This is a genomic window from Aureimonas pseudogalii (assembly GCF_014196835.1).
Lineage (GTDB): Bacteria > Pseudomonadota > Alphaproteobacteria > Rhizobiales > Rhizobiaceae > Aureimonas > Aureimonas pseudogalii.
This window is the reverse complement of sequence record NZ_JACIEK010000002.1, coordinates 175,624-191,857: the sequence shown is the minus strand read 5'-3', so window position 1 is coordinate 191,857 and position 16,234 is coordinate 175,624. Positions and strand designations below refer to the sequence as shown.

Sequence of the window (16,234 nt, the reverse complement as noted above, 5' to 3'; positions counted from 1 at the left end):
CGGCGTGGGTCCTGCGAGAGGTCCATGCCGCGGATCGATCCCGGCCGCGGGGTGCAGGCCTCGAGCTGCGTCTTCATGCGGATGGGCCGGAATCAGCGTGCGGAATTGCAGATCGTCGGTGTTCGACGGATCGACCGGCGCGCGGCCGCGTTTCACCGGAGATCGCGCACGACCCCGATCGCACCGCCAGCCCGGCGGCCGCACCGGGGCGTCGCCCAAGCCAGGGACACCAGCATCATGGCCACCACGGACTCCATCCGCGAACACATGGACATCATCGGCGCCGACGGCGTGCATGTGGGCACGGTCGACCGGGTCGAAGGACACCGGATCAAGCTCACGAAGAAGGACAGCGGCGAGGGCTCGCACGAGGGCCACCACCACTACATCTCGATCGGCCTCGTGGCCGAGGTCGAGGGCGACAAGGTGCGCCTGTCCGCCAACGGCGACGTCGCGGTGACCTTCGAGGAAGAGGGCGACGGCAGCATCGCCTGAGCCCGGCAGGGGGCCCGCAGCGCTTGCGGCACGTCTGAGACGGACACGCCATAAAAGCATCGCCCGGCGGATCGCGAGGTCCGGCGGGCGTTTTCATATGGGAATTTGACGGTCGGGCGTTCGTCGACCGCGGCGGGCCTTCGTGGCCGTTGATCGCCTCATGCATCGATCTGCCGGCTCATCCCCGTCCGCCGCACCTTCGCTTCGCCTCCTCGTCATCGCGGAAGGTTGCGGCGCGCCGCGCAGTCGGGGCCTTTCGCGTCGGCTTCGCGGCACCGCGCCTGCAGCACAGCTGCCCTTCGTGCCCCTGGCCGCGCCGCCGCTTCTGCCCCCGACACGCCTCGCCGCATATCGCCACGGGCGCGTCACCCCCTCGCACCGCGACGAGCGCGCCATCCGCGACGCGCGGCTCGTGTCGCGGGCGCATCGATCGGCGACGGCCGGTTCCCGACGGTTGACAAGCCGCCCGCCGCCGGTCAAGTCTCCCAGCCATTCCGAGGGGTGTGCCGCGAGGCGCTGAGATGACCGGCCGGTCGAACCCTTGAACCTGATCCGGGTCATGCCGGCGTAGGAACGGAAATCGGGCACGCCGCGCCCGCCGCCTTCTTCGCGTCTTCCGCCGGATCTCTTGGGGCCTTTGGGCCGGGAGATCGCATGCGTTCCTCTTCCTCCGCGACCATTCGCGTCCGCTCGGCGAAGCGTTGCACGACGCGTCGTTTCCGCCGCGCCGGCCGGCGGCGCTGAGCTCCGGCATGCGCGCCGTCCGCGTCACCGGCCTCGGCCTTCTCTTCATTCTGCTGGCCTGGCAGGCGCTGGTCTGGATCGTCGCGCCGCCGCCCTACATGCTGCCTTCACCGCTGGCGGTGGCAGAGACGCTGGTGGCGCGGCGCGCCTTTCTCTTCGAGCAGAGCCTCGTCACCCTTCTGGAGATCGCGCTCGGCCTCCTTTTCGGCACGCTCGCGGGCGTCGCGGCGGGCTTCGCGGTGGTGGCCTGGCCGCGGGCGGGCGCCTTCGCCTGGCCGCAGCTCCTCATCCTGCAGTCGATGCCGGTCTTCGCGCTCGCCCCGCTCCTCGTGCTGTGGTTCGGCTTCGGGCTCACCTCCAAAGTGGTGATGGCGAGCCTCGTGATCTTCTTTCCCATCGCCTCGGCCTTCGCCGACGGGCTGCGCCGCACCGACCCCGATCTTCTCGACGCCACCGCGATGACCGACGCCTCGCCGATGCAGGCGCTCTGGCACGTGCGGGTGCCGCTGGCGATGCCCTCGCTCGTCACCGGGCTTCGCGTCGCCGCGCCCTTCGCGCCGCTCGGCGCGGTGATCGGCGAGTGGGTGGGCGCCTCCGGGGGCCTTGGCTTCGTCATGCTGCAGGCCAACGCCCGCATGCAGACCGACCTCTGCTTCGCCGCGCTCGCCATCCTCGCCGTGCTGACGCTGAGCCTTCGCGCGCTCGTCGACGAGTTCGCCCCCCACCTCGCCCCCTGGGCGCGCGAGAGCGCCGTCCACATCCTTCCCCCGTCCCGCCAGAGGATCGCGTCTTGAACCGGTATCGCCTCCCCCTCGCCGCCCTCGCGCTCGCGTTCGGCATGCTCACCGCCGGCGCGCCCGCCCGCGCCGCCGACAAGCTGTCGGTGCTGCTCGAATGGTTCGTCAATCCCGACCACGCGCCGCTGGTGGTGGCCAAGGAGCTGGGCCTCTTCGAGAAGCACGGGCTCGACGTCGAGCTGATCGCTCCCTCCGACCCCGCCGCCCCGCCGCGCCTCGTGGCGGCGGGCCAGGCCGACGTCGCCCTGCACTACCAGCCGAGCCTGATGCTCGACGTCGAGACGAAGCTGCCGCTCGTGCGCTTCGGCACGCTGGTGGAGACGCCGCTCAACACCGTGATGGTGCTGGAGGACGGCCCGGTGAAGACGCTCGGGGATCTCAAGGGCAAGCGCATCGGCTATTCGGCCTCCGGCATCGAGGACAGCGTGCTCACGCAGATGCTCGCCTCGGCCGGGCTGACGGTAAAGGACGTCGAACTCGTCAACGTCAACTTCGCGCTCACCGCCTCGCTGATCTCCGGCAATGTCGACGCCACGATCGGCGCCTACCGCAATTTCGAGCTGACGCAGTTGCGCCTCGAGGGCAAGCCCGGCCGCGCCTTCTACCCGGAGGAGAACGGCGTGCCGCCCTATGACGAGCTGATCTACGTGACCTCTCGCGACAAGATCGCCGACCCACGCCTGCCGCGCTTCCTGGCCGCGGTGGAGGAGGCGACGCTCTTTCTCACCAACCATCCTGACGAGGCGCTGGCGCTCTTCCTCAAGGCCTATCCCGATCTCGACGACGAGCTGAACCGCACGGCCTTCACGCAGACCCTGCCGCGCTTCGCCAAGCGCCCCTTCGCGCTCGATGCCGGCCGCCACGAGCGCTTTGCCGCCTTCATGGTGGAAAAGAAGCTGATCGCCGCCGTGCCGCCGCTCGAGAGCTACGCGGTGGAGCTGAAGCCCGCGGAGATCAAGCCTTGAGCGCGATCGCGCTGACGATCGCGGGCTCGGATTCGGGCGGCGGCGCCGGCATCCAGGCCGATCTCAAGACCTTCTCGGCGCTCGGCGTCTACGGGGCCTCGGTGATCACCGCGGTGACCGCGCAGAACACCCACGGCGTCGCGGCGGTGGAGGATCTCAGCCCCGCGATCGTCGCGGCGCAGATCGACGCGGTGCTCTCCGACCTGACGGTCGGCGCGATCAAGATCGGCATGGTCTCGCGCACCAAGACGATCCGGGCCATCGCCAGGCGGCTGCGCGCCCACGGGCGCCGCGCCGTGCTCGACCCCGTGATGGTGGCGACCGCCGGCGACCGGCTGCTGGCCGAGGACGCGCTGGCGGCGCTGCGCGAGGAGCTGATGCCGCTCGCCGATCTCGCCACGCCCAACCTCACCGAGGCCGCGATCCTCGCCGACGCGCCGCCGGCCGCCGACGAGGCGGCGATGATCACGCAGGCGCAAGCGATCCGGCGCTTCGGGGCTCGCGCGGTCCTCGTGAAGGGCGGTCACGGCCAGGGGCCGATGAGCGTCGACATTCTCGTCGGCGACGCCCCGCCACGCCGCTTCGCCGCCCCGCGCCTCGATGTGACCAACGATCACGGCACCGGCTGCACGCTCGCCGCCGCGATCACCGCCGAAATCGCCAAGGGTGCCGCGCTCGAAGACGCCGTGGCGAGCGCCAAGCGCTACCTCCATGCCGCGCTCGCGGCCGGCGCCGATCTCGGCGTCGGCTCGGGCCGCGGTCCCGTGCATCATTTCCACGCCTGGTGGCCGGCGGCAGACCCGGCCGCCCAACCCGACCGGAGACCGGCATGAGCGCCCGCTTCACCGACACGCTGCGCGAGGCAGCCAGGGACGACTGGCAGGCCGCGAGCGGCCATCGCTTCGTGACGGAGCTCGGCGCCGGTACGATCGCGCCCCGCGTGATGGCCCGCTATCTCGTGCAGGACCATCGCTTCCTCGACGCGTTCCTGGCGCTTCTCGGCGCCGCCATGGCCGGGACCGACCGGTTCGAGGCGCGGCTGCGCCTCGCGCGCTTCGCCGGCGCGGTGGCGGGCGAGGAGAACACCTATTTCGAGCGCGCCTTCGCGACGCTGGGTGTCACCTCCGAAACCCGCCGCACCGCGCCCGATTCCGACGCCACCGCCGGCTTCCAGGCGATCATGCGCGAGGCCGCCGCGACACGCTCCTACGCAGCCGCGCTCTGCGTGCTCACCGTCGCCGAATGGCTCTATCTCGACTGGGCCTCGAAAGCCCCGAAGCCGCTCCCGACGAGCTTCGTCCATGCCGAGTGGATCACGCTGCACGACAATCCGGACTTCCGCGAATTCGTCGCCTTCCTGCGCGGCGAGCTCGACCGCGTCGGCCCGGCCGAGGCCGCGCTCTGCCAGTTCTTCTTCGGCCGGGCCGTCGCGCTGGAGCGCCGCTTCTTCGACGCCGCCTATGAGGGCGACGGCGCGGCGGAGATCGGCCGATGACGCTGTTCGCCCGCCTGAAGGACGCCGCCGGGAGCGACTGGACCGACTACGCCGAGCACGAATTCGTGCGCCGGCTCGGCGCGGGCACGCTGCCCGAGGCCGCCTTCCGGCGCTATCTCGTGCAGGACTATCTCTTCCTCATCCAGTTCGCGCGGGCCAACGCGCTCGGCGTCTACAAGAGCCGGACGCTCCCCGACATGCGGGCCGCGCAGGCCTCGCTGTCGGCGATCCTCGACACCGAGCTGCGGCTTCACGAACGGATCTGCGCGCGCTGGGGCCTCGATCCACAGGCGCTGGACCGCGAGCCGGAGGCGCGCGAGACGATCGCCTACACGCGCTTCGTTCTGGATTGCGGGGCGGCGGGCGATCTACTCGCCCTGCAGGTGGCGCTCAGCCCCTGCGTCGTCGGCTATGCCGAGATCGGCCGGGCGCTCGCGCCGCGCGGGATCGACGCGATCGCGCCCGACCATCCCTATCGCGAATGGATCGCCGACTATGCCGGCGCCGAGTACGGCGCGGTGGCCGAGGCCGCACGCGGCCGGCTCGACGCGCTGGCGCTGCGCTTCATGCCGGAGGCGCGCTTCGACGAGCTCGCCGCGAGCTTTGCCGCCGCCTGCCGCATGGAGCGCGACTTCTGGCAGATGGGGCTCGACGCGGCCGGCGACTGACCCGGCGCTCGTCCAACCGCACGCGGTTGACGCCGACGGCCCGCTCGTTTCAAACCGGGCCGGACGCCGGCCTGCCGCGTTCGCCTGGCCCGGAAATGCTGCCCCACCCCCCGCGAGAGGCATGCCGCCCATGCTGAAGGCTTTCGCCGTCCTCCTCGTCTGCCAGCTCGCCGGCGAGACCATCGCGCGCGCGCTTGCGCTGCCGGTGCCCGGTCCGGTGCTGGGGCTCGGGCTCCTCTTCGCGCTGCTGCTCCTGCGCGATCGGCTGCGGCGCCGGCGCGCCGATGCCCTCGCCTCGCTCGACGCCGCCCCCGACGCACCGCTCGGGCGCGCCGCCGACGGGCTGCTGGCGATGCTCGGCCTGCTCTTCGTGCCGGCCGGCGTCGGCATCGTCGATCATCTCGGCCTCTTCGCGGCCCATGGCTGGGCACTCGCCGCGATCCTCCTCGTGTCGATGCTGGCGACGCTGCTCCTCACCGTCTTCACCTTTCTCCTCGTCGCACGTCGCGTCGCTCGCTCCGGCGACGACGCGGCATGAGCGAGCCCGCCGGCGCCTTCGCCCTCTGGGCCTATCTCTCCACCACGCCGCTCTTCTGGCTGACCGCGACGGTGCTCGCCTTCCTCACGGCAGGCCGCGTCTCGCAGGTCTTCGGCGGTCATCCCCTCGCCAACCCGGTGGCGCTGACGATCCTCTTCATGGCGCTGCTGCTGGAGGCCACGGGCACGCGCTACGCCGCCTATTTCGCCGGCGCGCAGTTCGTCCACTTCCTACTCGGCCCCGCCACGGTGGCGCTCGCGGTGCCGCTCCATCGCCACCGCGCGCTCGTACGCCGCCATCTGCTGCCGCTGGTCGCCGCCCTTGCAATCGGCTCGCTCACGGCGGTGGTGTCGGCAGTGGGTCTCGCCCTCACCTTCGCCATTCCGCGCGAGGCGATCGTCTCGCTGGCGCCGAAATCCGTCACCGCGGCGGTGGCGATGGGCCTGTCGGAACGCCTCGGCGGCGAGCCGGCGCTGACGGCGGTTCTGTGCATCGTCACCGGCATCGGCGGCGCCGTGGTCGTGACGCCGCTGATGAACGCGCTCGGCATCCGCAACTTCGCGGCGCGGGGCTTCGCGGTCGGGCTGACGTCGCACGGCATCGGCACGGCCCGCGCATTGGCGGTGGATCCGGTCGCCGGCGCCTTCGCCGGGGTCGCCATGGCACTCAACGCGATCGTCACCTCGGTGATTCTCCCGCCGCTTCTGCGCCTTCTTCTCCATTGAAGATTGGTTTCCACCTCCCATCTGCGGTCGCATGAAACGTTTTCGGTGGCGTTCCACAGTCGAGATCGGATCGTCGCGGCTCCAATGCGGCAGCAAGACTGGTGGGACAGCGTATCGCCACGCCGAAGGCAGGACGTGATCTTGCCTTGAAAGCAACATCGAAACATAGCATTCGAAGAATGAGGCGGGGAAGACTGGATCGGCCGACCCGATTCGCCTCCCGCAAGATACCCGATGCGCCCCGCGCAGAATGCCCGCTGCGCCCCGCGCAAGATGATGGAGACTATGACCGATGGATGAACCGATGGACGGATCGACGTCGCGGCGCGCATTGGCGGCACAGATCGTCAAGGCCTATGTCAGCAACAACCACGTGCCGCGCGACGACCTTCCGCTGCTGATCGGCATCGTCTACGACGCGCTGAAGCTCGACCAGCCCTCGCAGGCCGCGCCCGCGCCCGCCGAGCCGCTGGTTCCGGCCGTTCCCGTGAAGAAGTCGGTGACGCCCGACTATCTGATCTGCCTGGAGGACGGAAAGCAGTTCAAGTCGCTGAAGCGCCACCTGATGACGCATTACGACCTGACGCCGGAGGCCTATCGCCAGAAGTGGGGCCTGCCGGCCGATTATCCGATGGTGGCGGCGAGCTACGCGGCCAAGCGCTCGGAACTGGCCAAGTCGATCGGCCTCGGCCGCAAGGCCCAGCCCGTGGAGGACGCGGCTCCCGAAATCGAGATGGAGCCGGAGGTCGTGGACGAGCCGGAAGCCGAGATGGAGCCGGCCCCCAAGCGCCGCCAGGGCCGCAAGGCCAAGGCCGACGCCTGATGCACCGGCGCGGGGGGCCTCTTCCCGCGCCCCGCCTCTCGCGGCGGCGCCCTCAGGCGCCGCCGGGCGCCTTCGCCGCCTCGGTCTCGATCGAGCGGCTATAGGCGTCGCTGATGCGCTGGATGTGGCACACCAGTTCGGTGTGCAGCGCCTCGCGATCACCTGCCTTTGCCAGCGCCAGGATCGCCGCGTGCTCGCGCCGCGACGCCTCCACGATCGCCGCGTTCGGCGTCGAGAGATTGGCCCGCAGCGCCTGGATGCGCGGCGACAGTGCCAGATAGGCACCTTCCAGCAACGCGTTGGCGCTTGCCGCGAAGAAGGCTCGGTGGAAGCGGTCGTCGAGCGCGTGATAGCTCTCCGGCCCGCCCCGCAGCGGGGCCCCGTCCATACGCGCCAGGACCGAGTCGAGCTCGGCGACGAGCCGCTCGGGCGCACGCTCCAGCGAGAATCGCAGCGCCGTCCATTCCAGCTCCAGCCGGAACTCGCAGAGTTCGCGCACTTCGCCGATGCCGGGCGTCAGCACGAGGCAGCCGCGCTGCGGCAGGATCTCGACGAGCTTCAACGCCTGCAGCTGCACGAAGGCCTCGCGAACGGGCGTCTTGCTCGTGCCGAACGAGGCCGCCAGCGCCTTTTCGCTGAGCAGCGTGCCGAAGGGGATCGACCCCTCGACGATTCCCTCCAGAACCTGCTCGAAGGCCAGAACGGTCAGCGATTTGGCGCGCTCCAGTTCCACGCGGCGATGGTCTCCCAGCAATGACCGGTACAGTCCGGACGATAGTTCTCGTATCTCATATACCGGCTGCTTGACGCCAGCCTCGGTTTGGCTCTAGCAATCGCTCGGACGAAGACTTCGCGACGGTTGCGCTGGGAGGCGCGGGAGATCGGCGGGACCGCGGGCGCTCGAAGCGCCGGACGCGGGGCCCGCCGGCTCCCTGTCCGCCGCCGCGAACGAGGCCCCCGCGACCGCTCGATGCGTCGCGGTCACCGGGAGGATCATCGATGACCACCACCACGCGCATCCTGGCGTTCGCCGCCACCACCGCGCTCGCAGCCACGGCCCTCGCAGGTTCGGCCTTCGCCGAAACGGCGGGCAAGCGGCTCGCGCTCTCCAACAACTACGCCGGCAATTCCTGGCGCCAGGCGATGCTGCAGAGCTGGGCGAAGGTCGGCGACAAGGCCGTGGCCGACGGGATCGTCGCGGCCGCCGACACGTTCACCACCGCCGATCAGGAGGTGCCGACGCAGGCCGCGCAGATCCAGAACCTCATCCTGCAGGGCTATGATGCCATCGTCATCAACGCCGCCTCGCCCGACGCGCTGAACGGCGCGGTGAAGGCGGCCTGCGACGCCGGCATCGTGGTGGTGTCGTTCGACGGCGTGGTGAGCGAGCCCTGCGCCTGGCGCGTGGCGGTGGACTTCAAGGCGCTCGGCGAGCAGCAGGTCGACTATCTCGCCAAGCGCCTGCCCGAGGGCGGCAACCTCCTGGAGATCCGAGGCCTAGCCGGCACCTCGGTGGACAACCTCATCCACGAGGGCATCGCGGCGGGCGTCGCCAAGCATCCGAACTTCAAGATCGTGGGCGAGGCCACCGGCAACTGGGATCAGGCGACGGCGCAGCGCGCGGTCTCCACCGTCCTGCCCTCGCTGCCCCCCGTTGCGGCGGTGGTCGATCAGGGCGGCGACGGCTTCGGCGCGGCGCAGGCCTTCAAGGCGGCCGGGCGCGACACGCCGATCATCATCATGGGCAACCGCCAGGACGAGCTCGCCTGGTGGAAGGAGCAGCACGACGCCAACGGCTACGAGACCTGGTCCGCCACCGTGGCGCCGGGCGTTTCGACGCTGGCCTTCTGGGTGGCCCAGCAGATCCTCGACGGCAAGGAGATCCCCAAGGACGTGACGGTTCCCTTCCTCGAAGTGACCTCCGCGACCCTCGATGCCGCCCTGAAGGACACGCCCACCGGGGGCGTCGCCAACAAGGAATACACGCAGGACGAGGCGGTCGCCGCCATCGCGGCCAAGTAGCCGAGCGAGCACCCCGGGGGGACTGCTACCCATGACATCGCTCCCCTCCGGGGCCCGCGCCGGGCTCGCATCCGGCAACTCGCCCGCGCGGGCCGTCGAGCTGCGCGGCGTCTCGCGCGCCTTCGGCGCGGTTCGCGCGCTCGCCGGCGTCGATCTGGCGGTGGCGCCGGGGCGCTGCGTCGGGCTCGTCGGCCACAACGGCGCCGGCAAGTCGACGCTGATGCACGTCCTCGCCGGCACGCTTCGCCCCGATGCCGGCGAGATCGCCGTGGGCGGCACGGTGGCGGAGCGCTACAGCGTGGCGCAGGCCCAGCGCCTCGGGCTGCGCTGCGTCTTCCAGGAACTCTCGCTCTGCCCCAACCTCACGGTGGCCGAGAACACCCGCATCCTGCATCCCTCGATTCGCGGCTGGGGTTGGCGCCGGCGCGCCGGGCGGCTCGTCGGCGACATGCTCGACCGCATCTTCCCCGGCCATGACATCTCGCCCGACACGATCGTCGCCGACCTTTCGATCGGTCGGCGCCAGATGGCCGAGATCGCGCGCGCCTTCACCGTGACAGAGACGCCGCTGCGCCTCGTCATCCTCGACGAGCCCACCTCCTCGCTGGATGCGGCCACCGCCGGGCAGCTGCTGCGCTTCGTGCGCGAGGCGATGAAGGAGGGGCTCGCCTGCATCCTCATCTCGCACATGCTCGGCGAGATCCTCGACACCGCCGACGAAATCGTGGTGATGAAGAACGGTCAGGTCGTCGCCGCCGGGCCGACCGCCGGGTTCGACCGCACGAGCCTCGTCGATCTCATGAGCGGCGGCGAACATGCGGAGCGGCGTGTGCAGGCGCGCATCCGGCCCACGGCCAACGAGGCCGCAAGCGTCGAGGCGCCCGCGGGCGAGGCCGGCGTCGCCTTTCGTGCCGGGCGCGGCGAGATCGTCGGCCTGGCGGGACTTGCCGGACATGGGCAGACCGACTTCCTCGTGCGCATCTTCGACGCGGCCCGCAAGGGCTCCCGACGCGCGGGCGCGCTCGTCCTTCGCGGCGAGGTCTCGATCGTCGCGGGAGACCGGCAGGCCGACGGCGTGTTTCCGCTCTGGTCGATCCGCGACAACATCGCGGTGGCCTCGCTGAAGGCGCTGCGCTCGCGCGGCCTCCTGTCGCCGGCGCGCGAGCGCGACCTCGCGACGAGCTGGGGCCGGCGCATGGGCATCAAGGCGCCGAGCCTCGAGGATCCCATCCTCTCGCTGTCGGGCGGCAACCAGCAGAAGGCGCTCTTCGCGCGCGCCCTCGCCACCACCTCGACGATCGTGCTGATGGACGACCCGATGCGCGGCGTCGACATCGCTACCAAGCTCGAGGTCTACGACATCATCGGGCGGGAGGCCGCGGGCGGACGCACCTTCCTCTGGTACACGACGGAGTTCGAGGAATTGCAGGTCTGCGACCGGGTCTACGTCTTCCACAACGGGCGCATCGTGCGCGAGCTCGCAGGCGCGGAGATCACCGAGGCGGCCGTGGTCGGCTCCTCCTTCGGCGACCGGGCGGCGGCATGAGCTCGGGTCTCGGCACGGGCACCGCCGACCCGCTCAAGGTCCGCATGCCCGGCGGCGCGGCGGCGCGGCGCCAGCGCCTCGCCCGCGCGGCGCTCCCCGCCATCTCGCTGGTGCTGGTGATCGCGGCGATCTGGTGGTTCAACCCGCGCGCCATCTCCTATCTCGGCTTCAACCTGATGCTGAACCTCGCGGTGCCCGTTGCGCTCGCGACGGTGGCGCAGATGTGCGTGATGGCCACCAACGAGCTCGACCTCTCGATCGGCGCCTTCGTCGGCTTCTCGGCCTGCGTCACCGCCACCTACATGCCGGGCGAGCCGGCGCTGGCGGCGCTGATCCTCGCCGGCGGGGTCGTCGCCTACATGGCGGCGGCGGCGATCATCCACTGGCGCAACGTGCCCTCGATCGTCGTCACGCTCGGGCTGTCCTTCGTCTGGGGCGGGCTGGCACTCATCATCCGCCCGACGCCCGGCGGCGCGGCGCCGGACTTCCTCAAGGCGATCATGGGGCTGAAGACGCCCTTCGTGCCGCTGCCGGTGATCCTCGCGGTGATCCTGGCGCTCGGCACGCATCTCCTCCTCATGCGCTCCTCCTACGGCGCGGTGCTGCGCGGCGTCGGCGGCAACGCCCGCGCGGTGGACCGCGCCGGCTGGTCGATCCTCAAGGCCAAGATGGCGATGTTCGCGCTCGCCGCGATCTTCGGCATCCTCGCCGGCATGGCGCTCGTCGGCGTCTCCTCCTCGGCCGACGCCAACATGGCCGGCGGCTACACGCTGCTCTCCATCGCCGGCGCGGTGATCGGCGGCGCCGAGTTCGTGGGCGGGCGCATCTCGCCGATCGGCGCGGTGATCGGCGCCCTCGTGCTGCAGCTCGCCTCCTCGGCGCTCAACTTCTTCCAGGTGCCGTTCCTGCCGGGCGGCCGCATCCCACAGGAATGGCAGGTCGGCGCGCAAGGGGTGTTCCTCATCGCCATCCTCGCCGCGCGCGCCCTCATCGGCCGGAGCGAGAAATGACCGCCCCTGCGCCGATCCCCGCGACCACCTCCGCATCGCGCTTCGTCGCGCCCGTCTGGCTCTGGAGCTTCGTCGGCGCCGCGCTCGTCTGGGGCCTCTCCGTCGCGGTGGCCGGCCAGGGCGCCGGCGGCATGCTGACCACGGCGCTCGCCTTCTCGGTGTTCACCGTGATGGTGGGCCTCGGGCAGATGGCCGTGGTGACGCTCGGCCCCGGCAATATCGACCTCTCGATCCCCGCCAATATCGGCCTCGCCAGCGCGGTGGCGATGAAGGTGATGGATGGTGCCGACGGGATGATCGCGGTCGGGCTCCTCGCCGCGCTCGGCGCGGGGGTCGCCATCGGCGCCTTCAACTATCTCCTCATCTGGCTGCTGCGCATTCCGCCGATCATCGCCACGCTCTCGGCGAGCTTCATCATCCAGTCGGTCGGCATTTCCTACGGACGCGGCCTGCAGATCAAGCCGCCGCCGGCCTTCACCGAGTTCACGCTGGCGCGGATCGCCGGCGTGCCCATCCTGTTTCCGGCCGCGGTGATCCTCTCGCTGCTCGCCGGGCTGGTGCTTCACCGCACGATCTACGGGCGCACGGTCTCGGCCACCGGGCAGAACATGCGCGCCGCGCGCCTCGCCGGGCTCGCGGTCGGGCGCACGCGGCTTCTCACCTACATCCTCTCTGGCGCGCTCGCCGCGCTCTGCGGCGCGCTGCTCGCCGGCTTCTCGGGCGGCTCGTCGCTCTCGATGGGGCGGGAATACCTCCTCGCCTCGATCGCGGTGGTGGTGCTCGGCGGCACGTCGGTGGCGGGCGGGCGGGCGGTGGTGACCGGCCTCTGGGGCGGGGCGCTGTTCCTGTTCATGATCTCGACGCTTCTGAACACGGCCGGCTTCGGCTCGGGGCTGCGCGACGTTCTCACCGGCCTCATCATCATCGCCGCGATCGCTGCCACCGGCTCGCGCGAGGGCACCCGCTAGGGCATCGCCGGGGCGCCCTATTCTCGAACGACGACAGGGAGAGCTTTCAGGCCATGGCCGCATCCGACTACGTCATCCTCGACGATCGATTCCGCCGTCTCGTCTTCGGCACTGCCCATGTGCATCGCCTCTATCAGGGCGCGCACTGGGCGGAGGGGCCGGCCTATTTTCCCGCCAGCCGCACGCTCGTCTTTTCCGACATTCCGAACGACCGGATGCTGCGCTTCGACGAGACGACGGGGCAGACGGGCGTCTTCCGCAGCCCGGCGCGCTATTCCAACGGCAACACGGTGGATCGGGAGGGGCGGCTCGTCACCTGCGAGCACGGGGGCCGACGCGTCACGCGCACCGAGCACGACGGCCGCATCACCGTTCTCGCCGAGCGCTACGAGGGCCAGCCGCTGAACTCGCCCAACGACGCGGTGGTGATGAGCGACGGCGCGATCTGGTTCACCGACCCGACCTACGGCATCGACAGCGACTACGAGGGCCACAAGGCTCCGAGCGCGATCGGCGCGTCCTACGTCTATCGCATCGACCCGCATTCGGGCGAGCTGCGCGTGGTCTGCGACGATTTCGTCAAGCCGAACGGCCTGGCCTTCTCGCCCGACGAGAGCCTCCTCTACGTCGTCGACACCGGGCGCACCCATGGGGCCGAGCACCCCGCCCACATGCGCCGCTTCCGGGTGGGGCCGGACGGACGGTTGACGGGCGGCGAGGTCTTCGCCGACTGCACGCAAGGACTGTTCGACGGACTGCGCGTCGACGAGGACGGCCGGATCTGGACCTCGGCCGGCGACGGTGTCCATTGCTACGACCCGGACGGCACGCTGATCGGCAAGATCCTGGTGCCCGAGGTCGTCGCCAACGTCTGCTTCGGCGGCCCGAAGCGCAACCGGCTCTTCATCTGCGGCACGACCTCGCTCTATTCCGTCCACGTCGCCGTGAACGGCGCCAAGACGTTCTGAGGGGTTGGGGCACGCGGGCTCCGAGCCCGTCGCCGGAATCGTCGGCATCCAGACCGTCCCGACGCCTTGCCACCCAACTCATGCCAATCAAGGCCGCAGGCGAACCGACGCCGCCTGCCTCCGCACCAAACGCAAGACGCCCGCCCCGGGACGACCGGGACGGGCGCAGAGCTGGCGTTGCGGCGACCCGGGACTGGAACCGGGCCGGCGCGCGCCAAGCGTCAGTTGAAGCGATAGGAGAGCTTCGCGGTGACGGTGTGGAAGTCGAAGTCGCCGCTCGACTTGAAGTCGGTGAACTGGCCGGCGACCACGGAGGAGCCCGAACCGTCGAAGGGGCCGCCGTTGAGGCGGGTCGAGGAGTCGCCGCCGCCGAGGTTGGTGTAGAGGTATTCGGCGCCGAACGAGATGTTGTTCGTGACCTTCACTTCCATGCCGCCGCCGACCGTGTAGCCGAACTCGTCCTCGTCCTCGTTGAGGAGGGCCGGGAAGGTGGCGTTGATCGCCGGGCTGTTGGAGGAGAAGCCGTAGTCGACCTCACCGTAGGCGACGCCGCCCGTGGCGTAGGCGAGCGCCGTCGGCGTCACCAGGTAGCCGGCGCGCACGCGGCCGGTGACGAGGTAGTCGAGGCTGCGCTCGGCCGTGTAGAAGGCCGGGGTGTTGGAGAAGGCGCTGGCGGTCTGCGACACGTCGAGCGCGTTGATGTCGGCGAGGACGCCCACCACGAACTGGCCGGCCTGGTAGTCGAAGCCGACATGGCCGCCGCCGATGAAGGACGAGTCGAACTCGGAGGAGAAGCTGTTGCCGAAGGCGTTCGTGAGGAACGTCGCGCCGGCGCCGGCGAAGTTCGGGACCACGGCGAGGTTGTCGCCATTGTCGGGGTTGAAGGCGCCGCCGCCCTGGATGCCGAGATAGAGGCCGGTCCAGGTCGGAGCGGGCATCGCCACCATCGGCGCGGCCGGCTCTTCGTAGACGACGTCGGCAGCGAGAGCGGGCACGGCGAAGGCGAGCGTCGCGGCGGAGGCGAGGAGCAGGGAAAGACGCGTCATGGCGGGATCTCCAGCGGCGACCGGGATCGGAAGGAACCGACCGCTGCGGGCGCACGAACTTCAGCGAAACGATCGGTCCGGCATCTTCTGCGCCGTGGCGTCCGTCTTGCCCTCATAAGGAGGGCAAACCATCCGTCATCTCAAGACCGTCCGGAACGTCTTGGAAGCCGCTGTTGCTCGCGTGCAACGAGCGCCGGAGGCGGGAGTTCTGCTGCCCGGAGATGCTCGTTTGTCGCGTAACTTGTTGCGATCAAATGACTCTTCGGCAGTACACCCGCCGATCCATCGTCCGAGATCGATTGGCGGGCGTTAAAATCACAGGTCGGTGAGATCGATCGGCCACAGTGTCAGAGGCCGAGCGCGTCGGCGGTGGCGAGATCGACCGGGATCCCGTCGCAGGCCCGCTGACGCTCCACCGCCCATTCGCGGTCGCCGGGTGCCATCACCGTGCCGCCCTCGCGCGGGGTCGAGCCGCGCAGCGCCGCGAGGTAGGCACTGAGCGCCGACTGGAAGGTCTCGGCCCCGCCGAAGAAGGCGGGATCGATGGCGATGACGAAATGGCCGATGTTGCGGGGCGTCGCGATCTCCTCGCCGTCCATCGGGATCACGAACGGGTCGGCGGTGGCGCCCGTCAGCACCGCCGAGAGGATGGTCATCAGCCCGCCGAGCGCGGCGCCCTTGAAGCCGAACTGCGAGCCGCCGGCCGGCATCAGCATGGCCGCCGCGTGCGGATCGGCGGTCATCGCGCCGCCGGCATCCACCGCCACGTCGGCGGGCAGGGCCAAGCCGAGCGCGCGGTAGAGATAGACCCGGTTGAGCGGCACCGAGGAGGTCGCCATGTCGAGGAGCCAGGGGCGCGCCCCTGCCCCTGTCCCTGCCACCGGCACGCCCGCCGCGAACGGGTTGGTGCCGTGGAAGGGCTGGGCGCCCTCGTGCAGCGCCACCACCGAATCGCTGTTGGCCATGGCGAGCGCCACGCGGCCCGCCTCGGCGCCCGCCAGCGCATAGGCGCCCGCCGCGCCGAAATGCGACGAGCGGTGAATGCCGACCGCCGCGATGCCGACCTCGCCCGCGGCCTCGCAGGCCACCTCCATCGCCCGGTAGGCCGCGCCGTGGCCGAGCCCGTCGTCGGCGTCGAGCGAAAAGGCCGCCGGCGAGGTGCGGCGCAGCGTCATCGCAGGGGTCGGGTTCACCCGCCCGCCGCGCAGCACCTTGCAATAGTGCGGCACCAGCCGCACGCCGTGGCTGTCGACGCCGTGGCGCGAGGCGTGCATTACCGCGCGCGTCGTAGCGGCCACCGAGGGCGCGTCGGCGCCGGCGGCCTCCAGCGCCGCGCGCACCGCCGCCTCGAGCCGCGCCGTTCCCACGATCCGCACCTCGTTCTGCATCGTCCCGTTCCTTCCCTGAAAATCGTCGCCGACCCC

Annotated in this window: 17 protein-coding genes and 1 riboswitch; of the genes, 14 read left to right on the top strand and 3 right to left on the bottom strand. The window is 70.7% G+C overall.

What is annotated here, in order from left to right:
* Positions 1 to 237: 237 nt before the first annotated feature.
* The 9 genes from GGR04_RS07465 to GGR04_RS07425 all read left to right on the top strand — a co-directional run bounded on the left by GGR04_RS07465 (position 238) and on the right by GGR04_RS07425 (position 7,250).
* Complete coding sequence (locus GGR04_RS07465; protein ID WP_183199395.1) at positions 238 to 495, top strand: DUF2171 domain-containing protein; 258 nt, start codon at positions 238 to 240, stop codon at positions 493 to 495.
* Positions 496 to 982: 487 nt separating this feature from the next.
* Positions 983 to 1,086, top strand: a riboswitch (TPP riboswitch).
* Between the two features lie 161 nt (positions 1,087 to 1,247).
* Positions 1,248 to 2,033, top strand: a complete 786-nt coding sequence (locus GGR04_RS07460) for an ABC transporter permease (protein WP_183199219.1) — start codon at positions 1,248 to 1,250, stop codon at positions 2,031 to 2,033.
* Between the two features lie 44 nt (positions 2,034 to 2,077).
* Complete coding sequence (locus GGR04_RS07455) at positions 2,078 to 3,001, top strand: ABC transporter substrate-binding protein (RefSeq protein ID WP_183199394.1); 924 nt, start codon at positions 2,078 to 2,080, stop codon at positions 2,999 to 3,001.
* The gene (thiD, locus tag GGR04_RS07450; protein WP_183199218.1) at positions 2,998 to 3,834 is read left to right on the top strand and encodes a bifunctional hydroxymethylpyrimidine kinase/phosphomethylpyrimidine kinase; all 837 of its coding nucleotides are present in this window, start codon (positions 2,998 to 3,000) and stop codon (positions 3,832 to 3,834) included. Before GGR04_RS07455 ends, thiD begins: the two co-directional genes overlap by 4 nt.
* Positions 3,831 to 4,496 carry a TenA family protein gene (locus GGR04_RS07445; RefSeq protein WP_183199217.1) on the top strand — a complete coding sequence of 222 codons (666 nt, stop codon included), beginning with the start codon at positions 3,831 to 3,833 and terminating at the stop codon, positions 4,494 to 4,496. Before thiD ends, GGR04_RS07445 begins: the two co-directional genes overlap by 4 nt.
* Entirely contained in the window at positions 4,493 to 5,164 is a 672-nt protein-coding gene (locus GGR04_RS07440; protein WP_183199216.1) for a TenA family protein, read from the top strand. Before GGR04_RS07445 ends, GGR04_RS07440 begins: the two co-directional genes overlap by 4 nt.
* A 130-nt stretch (positions 5,165 to 5,294) precedes the next feature.
* Positions 5,295 to 5,702 (top strand): CidA/LrgA family protein, encoded by a 408-nt coding sequence (locus GGR04_RS07435; protein WP_183199215.1) that lies wholly within the window; start codon positions 5,295 to 5,297, stop codon positions 5,700 to 5,702.
* On the top strand, positions 5,699 to 6,427 hold the full coding sequence (locus GGR04_RS07430; protein ID WP_183199214.1) for an LrgB family protein: 729 nt from the start codon (positions 5,699 to 5,701) through the stop codon (positions 6,425 to 6,427). Before GGR04_RS07435 ends, GGR04_RS07430 begins: the two co-directional genes overlap by 4 nt.
* 304 nt (positions 6,428 to 6,731) lie before the next feature.
* Positions 6,732 to 7,250 carry a Ros/MucR family transcriptional regulator gene (locus GGR04_RS07425; RefSeq protein ID WP_281383057.1) on the top strand — a complete coding sequence of 173 codons (519 nt, stop codon included), beginning with the start codon at positions 6,732 to 6,734 and terminating at the stop codon, positions 7,248 to 7,250.
* Positions 7,251 to 7,302: 52 nt separating this feature from the next.
* On the opposite strand, the gene GGR04_RS07420 is transcribed toward GGR04_RS07425, so the two are convergent.
* Positions 7,303 to 7,983, bottom strand: coding sequence for a GntR family transcriptional regulator (locus tag GGR04_RS07420; protein ID WP_183199212.1), 681 nt, complete (start codon positions 7,981 to 7,983; stop codon positions 7,303 to 7,305).
* Positions 7,984 to 8,249: 266 nt separating this feature from the next.
* On the opposite strand from GGR04_RS07420, the gene GGR04_RS07415 reads away from it, so the two are divergent.
* The 5 genes from GGR04_RS07415 to GGR04_RS07395 are packed head-to-tail and all read left to right on the top strand — an operon-like array spanning position 8,250 to position 13,764.
* Entirely contained in the window at positions 8,250 to 9,272 is a 1,023-nt protein-coding gene (locus tag GGR04_RS07415) for an ABC transporter substrate-binding protein (protein ID WP_183199211.1), read from the top strand.
* Positions 9,273 to 9,303: 31 nt separating this feature from the next.
* Positions 9,304 to 10,818, top strand: a complete 1,515-nt coding sequence (locus GGR04_RS07410) for a sugar ABC transporter ATP-binding protein (RefSeq protein WP_183199210.1) — start codon at positions 9,304 to 9,306, stop codon at positions 10,816 to 10,818.
* 44 nt (positions 10,819 to 10,862) lie between these two features.
* Positions 10,863 to 11,828, top strand: a complete 966-nt coding sequence (locus GGR04_RS07405; protein ID WP_183199393.1) for an ABC transporter permease — start codon at positions 10,863 to 10,865, stop codon at positions 11,826 to 11,828.
* Positions 11,825 to 12,796, top strand: coding sequence for an ABC transporter permease (locus tag GGR04_RS07400; protein ID WP_183199209.1), 972 nt, complete (start codon positions 11,825 to 11,827; stop codon positions 12,794 to 12,796). Before GGR04_RS07405 ends, GGR04_RS07400 begins: the two co-directional genes overlap by 4 nt.
* Positions 12,797 to 12,849: 53 nt before the next feature.
* Positions 12,850 to 13,764 (top strand): SMP-30/gluconolactonase/LRE family protein, encoded by a 915-nt coding sequence (locus tag GGR04_RS07395; RefSeq protein WP_183199208.1) that lies wholly within the window; start codon positions 12,850 to 12,852, stop codon positions 13,762 to 13,764.
* Between the two features lie 221 nt (positions 13,765 to 13,985).
* On the opposite strand, the gene GGR04_RS07390 is transcribed toward GGR04_RS07395, so the two are convergent.
* Both GGR04_RS07390 and GGR04_RS07385 read right to left on the bottom strand, forming a co-directional pair.
* Positions 13,986 to 14,810 carry an outer membrane protein gene (locus GGR04_RS07390; RefSeq protein ID WP_183199207.1) on the bottom strand — a complete coding sequence of 275 codons (825 nt, stop codon included), beginning with the start codon at positions 14,808 to 14,810 and terminating at the stop codon, positions 13,986 to 13,988.
* 347 nt (positions 14,811 to 15,157) lie between these two features.
* Complete coding sequence (locus GGR04_RS07385; protein WP_183199206.1) at positions 15,158 to 16,198, bottom strand: Ldh family oxidoreductase; 1,041 nt, start codon at positions 16,196 to 16,198, stop codon at positions 15,158 to 15,160.
* Between the last annotated feature and the right edge of the window lie 36 nt (positions 16,199 to 16,234).